Genomic DNA, 8,550 nt, shown 5'->3' on the forward strand with positions numbered 1-8,550 from the left:
GCGGGAGCGGACGCGGTCGTGGCACGTACCATTTCGGGCAACTGAACGCGTGCCCCGCAGGATTCTCCAGGAAGGCCGTCCCCGTGTCCCGTACGCAGTGGTGCTGCCTGACGGCGGTGCTCGCGGTGGTCCTGGGGCTGTTCTGCGGACCGGCGGCGACGGCGGCCCCGGTGGTCGCCCGGGACACGGCGGTGGTGGTCCCGGCGGGGGCGGCGGCGGTGTCCGGTGCCGACGCCTCCGATGCCGTGTCCGCCCTGTCCGCCCTGTCCGGGGTCCCCGCCGCCGATGACACCGCCGTCCTCGCCGGTGAGGACCGCGGCGGCCCCGGCATCCCGGGCTGCGGCAAGAAGCGGAACCACGACGGCACCGAACCCGCCGCCCCGGTCCGCGCCCGCGCGCTGAACGACCAGGCGCCCGGCCTCGTCCAGTGGGGCCTGCCCGCGGCCATCGGCCAGGAACCGGCCCGCGCGCTCGTACGGATACGGCTGTGCGCCCCCGCGCCCGCCACGCCCACCCCCGTCGAACTCTCCGTGCTGAGGGTGTAGCAGCCCCGCTGCCCCGCCCTGCCCCTTTTTTTCCGCATCATCAGCACGGAGTGCCGCATGCCCACGCCCAACCGCACCCGCTCCACCTCGTCCTCCTCCCCGCGCTCTTCCTCGTCGGCCAGGAAGCCGCTGATGTACGGCGCCGTCGTCGTCATCGCCGCCGGGCTTCTCGGCTTCGTCTCGTACCGCGCCACCGCCCCCGACCCGGGCTCCGGTTCCGGCTCCGGTTCCGCCTCGGCACCGGCCGCCGAGGTGTCCACCGACCCGGCGGAGGGCGTCTACCCCGAGCTGGCGAAGCTGGCCCGCCGCGACGCCGGCGACAAGCTGGCCCAGGGCCGCGCGGACGCCCCTGTCGTGCTCATCGAGTACGCCGACTTCAAATGCGGCTACTGCGGGAAGTTCGCCCGCGACACCGAGCCCGAACTGGTCAAGAAGTACGTCGACAACGGCACCCTGCGCATCGAATGGCGCAACTTCCCGATCTTCGGTGAGGAGTCCGAGGCCGCCGCCCGCGCCGCCTGGGCCGCCGGGCAGCAGGACCGCTTCTGGCAGTTCCACCAGGCCGCCTACGCCGAAGGAGCCAAGGAGAAGGGCTTCGGCAAGGACCGGCTCAAGGCGCTCGCCCAGCAGGCCGGGGTGAAGGACATCGACCGGTTCATGACCGACCTGGACGGCTCCGCGGCGCGCGCCGCGGTCGGCAAGGACCAGGAGCAGGGGTACGGCATCGGCGCCACCTCCACCCCCTCCTTCCTGATCAACGGCCGCCCGATCGCCGGGGCCCAGCCGATGGAGACCTTCACCCAGGCCATCGAGGACGCGGCCGAGCAGGCGAAGAGCGCCGGCACCGGCAACGCGGGGAACTCCGCGAAGTGACGGCGGACATCGGCTACTTCGCGGCCTTCCTCGGCGGGCTGCTCGCACTGGTCAGCCCGTGCAGCGCCCTGCTGCTCCCGGCCTTCTTCGCGTACTCCATCGACTCCACCTCGCGCCTGCTGGCCCGGACCGGCATCTTCTACGCCGGTCTGGCCACCACCCTTGTCCCGCTCGGCGCCGCCGGCTCGTACGCGGGACGGCTCTTCTACAGCCACCGCGACGCCCTCGTCATGGGCGCGGGCTGGCTGATCATCGCGCTCGGCGTCGCGCAGATCGTCGGGCTGGGCTTCGCCTCGCGGCGGATCGCGGCCCTCAGCGGCCGGATCCGCCCCACCACCGCGTTCTCGGTCTACGCCCTGGGCGCGGTCTACGGCCTGGCCGGATTCTGCGCGGGTCCGATCCTCGGCAGCGTCCTCACCGTGGCGGCCGTCAGCGGCAGCCCGGTCTACGGGGGGCTGCTGCTCGCGGTCTACGCCCTGGGCATGGCCGTACCGCTCTTCGTGCTGGCCCTGCTCTGGGAGCGCTTCGACCTCGGCCGCCGCGCCTGGCTGCGCGGCCGTACCTTCCGGCTCGGCCGCTTCGAGCTGCACACCACGTCGCTGCTGTCCGGGCTGTTCTTCATCGGCCTCGGCGCGCTGTTCCTCGCGTACGACGGGACGACCGCGCTGCCCGGCCTGCTGGACGTGGACGATTCGTTCGCGGTCGAGCAGTGGGCGCAGCGTCTCGGCGAGCGGGTGCCCGATGGTGTGCTGCTGGGGTCCGTGGTGGCCGTGGTGCTGCTGGTGCTGGGCGTACGTGCCTGGCGGCGGCGGGACGGCGGCACCACCGGTACGCCGGAGCAGAAGGAAGGCGCCTGACACGGCGAAGGCCCCGTCCGGTGGACGGGGCCTTCGGGTGGTGGCTGGGGCCGGGATCGAACCGGCGACCTATCGCTTTTCAGGCGATCGCTCGTACCAACTGAGCTACCCAGCCACGCAGCGCACAAGGGCTGCAGCGGTCCTGACGGGATTTGAACCCGCGGCCTCCACCTTGACAGGGTGGCGAGCACTCCAAACTGCTCCACAGGACCAAGCAATGTGCGAGACGAGTCTCGCACACGGTAAAGCGTGCCCCCAACGGGATTCGAACCCGTGCTACCGCCTTGAAAGGGCGGCGTCCTGGGCCACTAGACGATGAGGGCTAATTGGCCCACCTGTTCGCTTTGCAGCGCGTCGGGGACGTGAGAAGCATATGGGATGCGGGGAGCTATCGCCAAAACGGTTTACCGGGAGGTCGCGACGGGCGTCGGCGAGGGTCCCCCTTTCTTCAGGTTCTCCTCCGGCAGATGGCGGCTGACCTCGGCGGTCGTCAGGCCCAGACCGCCCAGGGTGATCTCGTCCCAGGCCTGCAGCCGGCGGGTGGCCCGGTCCAGATAGAGCACCGAGGCGCGCACCTTCTCGGGCTTCTCGTTCTGCACCGCGCGCAGCCCGCCGCCGCCCGTGGAGCCCTCGGCCTTCAGCCGCGTACCGAGCTTCAGGAGTTCGTTCACCCGGTGGTGCACATGCCCGGCGAGCACCAGCGGGACCGTGCCGTCGGTCTGCCGGGCGGCGTTCGGGTCGTGGGCGACCGTGATGTCCACCGGGGTGCCGGCCCGGTTCTGGGCGCGGTTGGCCGCGGCGAGCCGGGAGCCCGCCGCCTGTTCGGCGGCCCGGCCCTCGGCGGGGAGGGAGCGGTCCGGGGTGAACTGCGGATCGCCGGTGCCGGAGATCCGCAGCCCGGCGACGCTCACCGCGCTGCCCTCGTCCAGGACACGCACGTTCTCGAAGCCCTTCAGATAGTCCTGGGTGACCGTGGAGTCGTGGTTGCCGCGGACCCAGACGTAGGGCGCGCCGAGGTCGCGGACCGGGTCCAGGAAGCCGTTCTCGGCGGCGCTGCCGTGGTCCATCGTGTCGCCGGAGTCGATGATCACGCCGATCTCGTACTGCTCGACGAGGGAGCCGATGATGTGCCAGGCCGCGGGGTTGAGGTGGATGTCGGAGACGTGCAGGACGCGGATGGTGCCGGGGTCCGGGCGGTAGACGGGGAGCGTGGACGTGGCGTCGTACAGCTTGGTGACATTGGTGACGAGCCGGGCCAGTTCCCGCTGGTAGACATCGAATTCGGTGACGATCGAGCGGGCGTCGCCGACGACCGAGGGGGCGCTGGACAGCAGTCCGGAGAACTTCGGCTCCAGGACGGACTTCGGGTTCCAGGTGGCGTACGCGCTGACGGCGGACGCGGCCAGGAGCGTCAGCGCGAACCCTCCGGCGGCCAGGGCGCGGCGCGGGCGGCGGTAGACGGCGAGGCCGAGCGCGGTGGCGCCGGAGACGACGGCCACGCAGGAGCGCACGGCCAGCTCACGGGTGCCGGTGGCGACGTCCCCGGTGACCTGGTCCTGGAGGCCGGAGAACTGTTCGGGGTGGTCCACCAGGGCCTGGGAGCGCCCGGGGTCGAGGCGGTCGATGTCGACGTCCAGCCGGAGCGGGGCGACGTGCGAGTTCAGCTCCAGGGCGCCGAGCGGGGCCACGTTGATCCTGCTGCCGCCGGTGAGGGAGGGGCGCAGGGTCATGTTCGTGTCCATGGGCCCGACCGGGGTGCGGACGCTGCCGACGATCAGGAGCCCCAGCCAGGCCCCCAGGACGACGACGGCGAGCAGGCCCAGGGCGCGGAGGTACGGGTTCGGGGCGCCGGCGAGGGGGTCGGCGGGGTTCCCGGGGGAGCGGAAGGGGCTGCGGAGGGCGCCGCGGAGAGAGGCGCGGAGGGACGCGCGGGGGTGGCGCTCGGTTCGGGGGCGGTGCCGGGTGCGGGCGACTGCGGCACGGAACGGGTCGCGGGCCATTGGGCCCGTATGCCCCGATACGGCGCCCGCCATGCGGGGGCACGGCCGCAGGTGGCGGGCCCACCCCGGCGGACTCCCCCGTTCGGGTCCGTCATACGTGACAATGGCGGGGTGCTGGAGATGACGCGGGAGCAGTTCGAAGAGCTGGTGAGCCAGGCTCTTGACCGGATTCCGCCGGAGCTGACGCGGCTGATGGACAACGTCGCGGTGTTCGTCGAGGACGAACCGGACCCCGGCGACCCCGAGCTGCTCGGGCTGTACGAGGGCACCCCGCTCACGGACCGCGGTGAGTGGTACGCCGGAGTGCTGCCGGACCGGATCACCATCTACCGGGGTCCGACGCTCCGGATGTGCGAGTCCCACGAGGACGTCGTCGCGGAGACCGAGATCACCGTGGTCCACGAGATCGCCCACCACTTCGGCATCGACGACGAGCGGCTGCACGCGCTGGGCTACGGGTGAGCGGTCCCCGCTCCGGACAGCGGCCCGGCGGCGGTGCGATCAGCGGCGATGACGGTGGCGCTGGTGATGGCCGAGGCTCCGGAGGTGCTGGCGCCGGTCCGTCCGGGCAGGCGAGGGTGCTCGGGGCGGTCGCGGCGGGCGGGGCGCTGGGCGCCGTGGCGCGGTACGCGGCTCTGCGGCTCTGGCCGGCCGCCGACGGGGGCTTCCCGTGGACCGTCCTCGTCGTCAACGTGACCGGCTGCGCCCTGATCGGCGTACTGATGGTGCTGGTCTCCGAGCGGGGCGCGGTCGCCGGTCCGCTGGTGCGGCCGTTCCTCGGGGTGGGGGTGCTCGGCGGGTTCACGACCTTCTCGACGTACGCGGCCGGTGTGTCGGGGCTTCTGGTCCGCCAGGAGGCGCCGCGGGCCATGGCGTACGCGGCGGCGACGGTCCTGGGCGCGCTCGGCGCGGTGTGGGGCGCGGCCGTGACGACCCGGGCGCTGCTGGGCCGGCGCGAGGGCGGGCTGCGCGAAGGCGGCCGGCGCGGATGAACTGGCTGCTGGTGGTGATCGGCGGTGCCGTCGGGGCACTGTTGCGCTATCTGACGGACCGTGCGGTGCGGGCGCGCCACGGCGAGGGGCTGCCGTACGTGTTCCCGTGGGGGACGTTCACCGCCAACGCGGCGGGCAGTCTGCTGCTGGGGGTGCTGACCGGGGCCGCGGTCTCCGCACATACGTACGCCCTGCTGGGTACGGGGCTGTGCGGGGCGCTCACGACGTACTCGACCTTCTCGTACGAGACGCTGCTGCTGGCCGAGGGCGGCCGGGCCTCTCTGGCGGCCGCGAACGTGGTGGCGTCCCTGCTGGTGGGGCTGGGGGCGGTTTTCCTGGGCGCCGGGCTGGCGGGCGGATTCGGCGTCTGACGGGACGTGGGGAGCGTGCGCCGGGGCGCGGCGGGCGGGGCCGGGGTGCGACGGGAGGCGCCGCGGGCCGGGCGGGTGAGGCCGCGGGCGTGTCTCCGGCGGGGGTCGGGGAGTTGGGCACGGCGCCGCTCCTTTTACGGCCCTGTCGTCGCGCGTCCTCGCGGTCCCACCGCGTCGTTCCGTCCGGCCGTCGCTTCCGGCCGTTCCGCGCGGCTGTTCCACTCCGCCGTCTCCTCGCCCCGGAGGTATCACCCGTGCGCCATGTGTCCGCTCCTGTCCGCTGGGCAACTGTCACCGCGTTGACGATCGCCGCGTCCGCCGGCTGTATGAGCGTCGGCGACGACGCCGCGCGGCCGGGTCCCTCGCGGTCCGCCGACGAGAAGGGCGGGGAGGCCGGGCCCGGCGGTGGAGCGGTGCCGGACTCCGGCCGGGCCGGCTCCGGCGGACGCCTCGCCCACACGCACTCCGACCGGGAGGCCCCGGGGGAGCCGGACCCGGACGCCTCGGGGGCGACGTCCTCGCGCGCCCCGCGGGGCCCGCGCCCGGCCCCCGGCAGCCCGCTGCCCACCCGGGGCGGCCATCTGCCGACGCCGAGCTCTTCCGTACCGGGGTCCGTGGAGTCCCCGCCGCCGGTCACCCCGGAGCCGCCGGGACCCTCGCAGCCCGGCCCCGGAACCGACCCCGATCCGGAGCCCCCGCAGCCCTCGGAACCGTCCCCGCCGCCCACCTCGGCCTCGCCCGTCGCACAGTTCCGGACCGATGCGATGAGAGCACCGGTGCACCTGGAGTCGCTGCGGATCCCGGAGGCATCACCGCAGGTGGGGCCGGTGTAGGGCGGCGGGGAGAGGGGGTGGTTTGCGCAATGTGGGTGAGAGTGCGTATGGTGGTAGATCGTTTGATCCCATTGCCCGGCGCCGACACAGAAGAGCGCCGTGTGGCGCGTACTCTCCCTTGCCGTGGCTGGACCGCATTGAGGCGGTCGAAATTGCGAATCACGGAGTTACGGGCGCGTGCCGAGACTCCGGAAGGTTTCGCATTTCGCATGTCAATTTCCAGTTCTGACCACACCGTCATGCCCGAGAGCGTCGACAACGCCGAGCTCGCAGAGCTCGCCGAGGCCGTAGTGGCCCAGGCTTCGCAGGCATCCCAGGCGGCTCAGGCCGACACCCCCGTCGCCGTCACCGTCGTGGACATCGTCGAGGCCGAGGCGCCCGCCGAGGTCTCCGAGGTCTCCGACGTGCAGGCCGACGTCTCCGACGTGCAGGCCGGCAGCGACGAGGCCGAGGCCGACGTGCAGGCCGACGTCTCCGACGTGCAGGCCGGCAGCGACGAGGCCGAGGCCGACGCCGAGCCGACCGTCACCTTCGGCTCGCTCGGACTGCCCGACGGCATCGTCCGCAAGCTCGCCCAGAACGGTGTGACCGCCCCCTTCCCGATCCAGGCGGCGACCATCCCGGACGCCCTGGCCGGAAAGGACATCCTCGGCCGTGGCCGTACGGGCTCCGGCAAGACCCTCTCCTTCGGTCTGCCGACCCTGGCCGCGCTGGCCGGCGGCTTCACCGAGAAGAAGAAGCCCCGCGCCGTCATCCTCACCCCGACCCGTGAGCTCGCGATGCAGGTCGCGGACGCGCTCCAGCCGTACGGCGATGTGCTCGGCCTGAAGATGAAGGTCGTCTGCGGCGGTACGTCGATGGGCAACCAGATCTACGCGCTGGAGCGCGGTGTCGACGTCCTCGTCGCCACCCCGGGCCGGCTGCGCGACATCATCAACCGGGGCGCCTGCTCCCTGGAGAACGTCCAGGTCGCCGTCCTCGACGAGGCCGACCAGATGTCCGACCTGGGCTTCCTGCCCGAGGTCACCGAGCTGCTCGACCAGATCCCCGGCGGCGGCCAGCGCATGCTCTTCTCCGCCACCATGGAGAACGAGATCGGCACCCTGGTCAAGCGCTACCTGACCAACCCGGTGAGCCACGAGGTCGACAGCGCCCAGGGCAACGTCTCGACCATGTCGCACCACGTCCTCGTCGTGAAGCCGAAGGACAAGGCGCCGGTCACGGCCGCCATCGCCGCCCGCAAGGGCCGCACGATCATCTTCGTCCGTACCCAGCTGGGTGCCGACCGCATCGCCGAGCAGCTCATCGACTCCGGCGTGAAGGCGGACGCGCTGCACGGCGGCATGACGCAGGGTGCCCGTACCCGCGTTCTTGAAGACTTCAAGAAGGGCTACGTCAACGCCCTGGTCGCCACCGACGTCGCCGCCCGCGGTATCCACGTCGACGGCATCGACCTGGTCCTGAACGTGGACCCGGCCGGTGACCACAAGGACTACCTGCACCGCTCGGGCCGTACCGCCCGCGCCGGCAAGTCCGGTGTCGTCGTCTCGCTGGCGCTTCCGCACCAGCGCCGCCAGATCTTCCGCCTGATGGAGGACGCGGGCGTCGACGCCTCGCGCCACATCGTCCAGGGCGCGGGCGTCTTCGAGCCGGAGGTCGCCGAGATCACCGGCGCCCGTTCGCTGACCGAGGTCCAGGCCGACTCCGCGAACAACGCCGCCAAGCAGGCCGAGCGCGAGGTCGCCGACCTGACCAAGCAGCTGGAGCGCGTCCAGCGCCGTGCCGGTGAGCTGCGCGAGGAGGCCGACCGCCTGGTCGCCCGCGCCGCACGCGAGCGGGGCGACGACCCGGAGGCGGCGGTGGCCGAGGTCACCGCCGAGGCGGAGGCCGCGATCGAGGCCGCCGTGTCCGTGCCGGAGCAGCCCGTTGTGCGCGAGGAGCGCCGTGACGAGCGCGGCAACTACGAGCGCCGCGACAACCGCGGCGGCGACCGCGGCGGCGACCGCGGTGGATACCGCGGTGGCAACGACCGCGGTGGCGACCGGGGTGGCTTCCGCTCCGGTGGCGGCGACCGTCGTG

General features: G+C 72.9%; 9 protein-coding genes and 3 tRNA genes. 8 read left to right on the forward strand and 4 right to left on the reverse strand.

Annotated elements, in window-relative coordinates; all coding sequences use genetic code 11:
• Nucleotides 1–83 precede the first annotated feature (83 nt).
• The 3 genes from ACIGJO_RS32880 to ACIGJO_RS32890 are packed head-to-tail and all read left to right on the forward strand — an operon-like array spanning nucleotide 84 to nucleotide 2,275.
• Nucleotides 84–545, forward strand: a complete 462-nt coding sequence (locus tag ACIGJO_RS32880; RefSeq protein ID WP_399964538.1) for a hypothetical protein — start codon at nucleotides 84–86, stop codon at nucleotides 543–545.
• 57 nt (nucleotides 546–602) lie between these two features.
• Nucleotides 603–1,418 carry a DsbA family protein gene (locus tag ACIGJO_RS32885; protein WP_399964540.1) on the forward strand — a complete coding sequence of 272 codons (816 nt, stop codon included), beginning with the start codon at nucleotides 603–605 and terminating at the stop codon, nucleotides 1,416–1,418.
• Complete coding sequence (locus ACIGJO_RS32890; protein WP_399964542.1) at nucleotides 1,415–2,275, forward strand: cytochrome c biogenesis CcdA family protein; 861 nt, start codon at nucleotides 1,415–1,417, stop codon at nucleotides 2,273–2,275. Before ACIGJO_RS32885 ends, ACIGJO_RS32890 begins: the two co-directional genes overlap by 4 nt.
• Nucleotides 2,276–2,313: 38 nt before the next feature.
• Here the strand turns inward: ACIGJO_RS32890 and ACIGJO_RS32895 are convergent.
• The 4 genes from ACIGJO_RS32895 to ACIGJO_RS32910 all read right to left on the reverse strand — a co-directional run bounded on the left by ACIGJO_RS32895 (nucleotide 2,314) and on the right by ACIGJO_RS32910 (nucleotide 4,275).
• Nucleotides 2,314–2,390 (reverse strand) — tRNA-Phe (locus ACIGJO_RS32895).
• A gap of 22 nt (nucleotides 2,391–2,412) precedes the next feature.
• Nucleotides 2,413–2,487 (reverse strand) — tRNA-Asp (locus tag ACIGJO_RS32900).
• Between the two features lie 38 nt (nucleotides 2,488–2,525).
• Nucleotides 2,526–2,598: transfer RNA gene (locus tag ACIGJO_RS32905), tRNA-Glu, on the reverse strand.
• An 81-nt stretch (nucleotides 2,599–2,679) separates the two neighbouring features.
• A complete protein-coding gene (locus tag ACIGJO_RS32910; RefSeq protein ID WP_399964544.1) occupies nucleotides 2,680–4,275 on the reverse strand; it encodes a metallophosphoesterase in 1,596 nt (531 codons plus the stop codon).
• Between the two features lie 111 nt (nucleotides 4,276–4,386).
• Between ACIGJO_RS32910 and ACIGJO_RS32915 the strand changes: the two genes are divergently transcribed.
• The 5 genes from ACIGJO_RS32915 to ACIGJO_RS32935 all read left to right on the forward strand — a co-directional run.
• Nucleotides 4,387–4,737: a metallopeptidase family protein gene (locus tag ACIGJO_RS32915; RefSeq protein ID WP_266932415.1), complete on the forward strand. Its 351-nt coding sequence runs from the start codon at nucleotides 4,387–4,389 to the stop codon at nucleotides 4,735–4,737.
• Between the two features lie 38 nt (nucleotides 4,738–4,775).
• On the forward strand, nucleotides 4,776–5,267 hold the full coding sequence (locus ACIGJO_RS32920; RefSeq protein WP_399964608.1) for a CrcB family protein: 492 nt from the start codon (nucleotides 4,776–4,778) through the stop codon (nucleotides 5,265–5,267).
• Nucleotides 5,264–5,638, forward strand: a complete 375-nt coding sequence (locus ACIGJO_RS32925; protein WP_399964546.1) for a fluoride efflux transporter FluC — start codon at nucleotides 5,264–5,266, stop codon at nucleotides 5,636–5,638. The genes ACIGJO_RS32920 and ACIGJO_RS32925 overlap by 4 nt, the downstream gene beginning before the upstream one ends.
• 254 nt (nucleotides 5,639–5,892) lie before the next feature.
• Nucleotides 5,893–6,471, forward strand: a complete 579-nt coding sequence (locus tag ACIGJO_RS32930; protein ID WP_399964548.1) for a hypothetical protein — start codon at nucleotides 5,893–5,895, stop codon at nucleotides 6,469–6,471.
• A gap of 209 nt (nucleotides 6,472–6,680) precedes the next feature.
• Nucleotides 6,681–8,550: DEAD/DEAH box helicase (locus tag ACIGJO_RS32935; RefSeq protein WP_399964550.1), on the forward strand; the 1,870-nt coding region annotated here is incomplete at its 3' end.

It is taken from the genome of Streptomyces sp. NPDC079020, from assembly GCF_044542225.1.
In the GTDB taxonomy this organism is placed as follows: Bacteria; Actinomycetota; Actinomycetes; order Streptomycetales; family Streptomycetaceae; genus Streptomyces.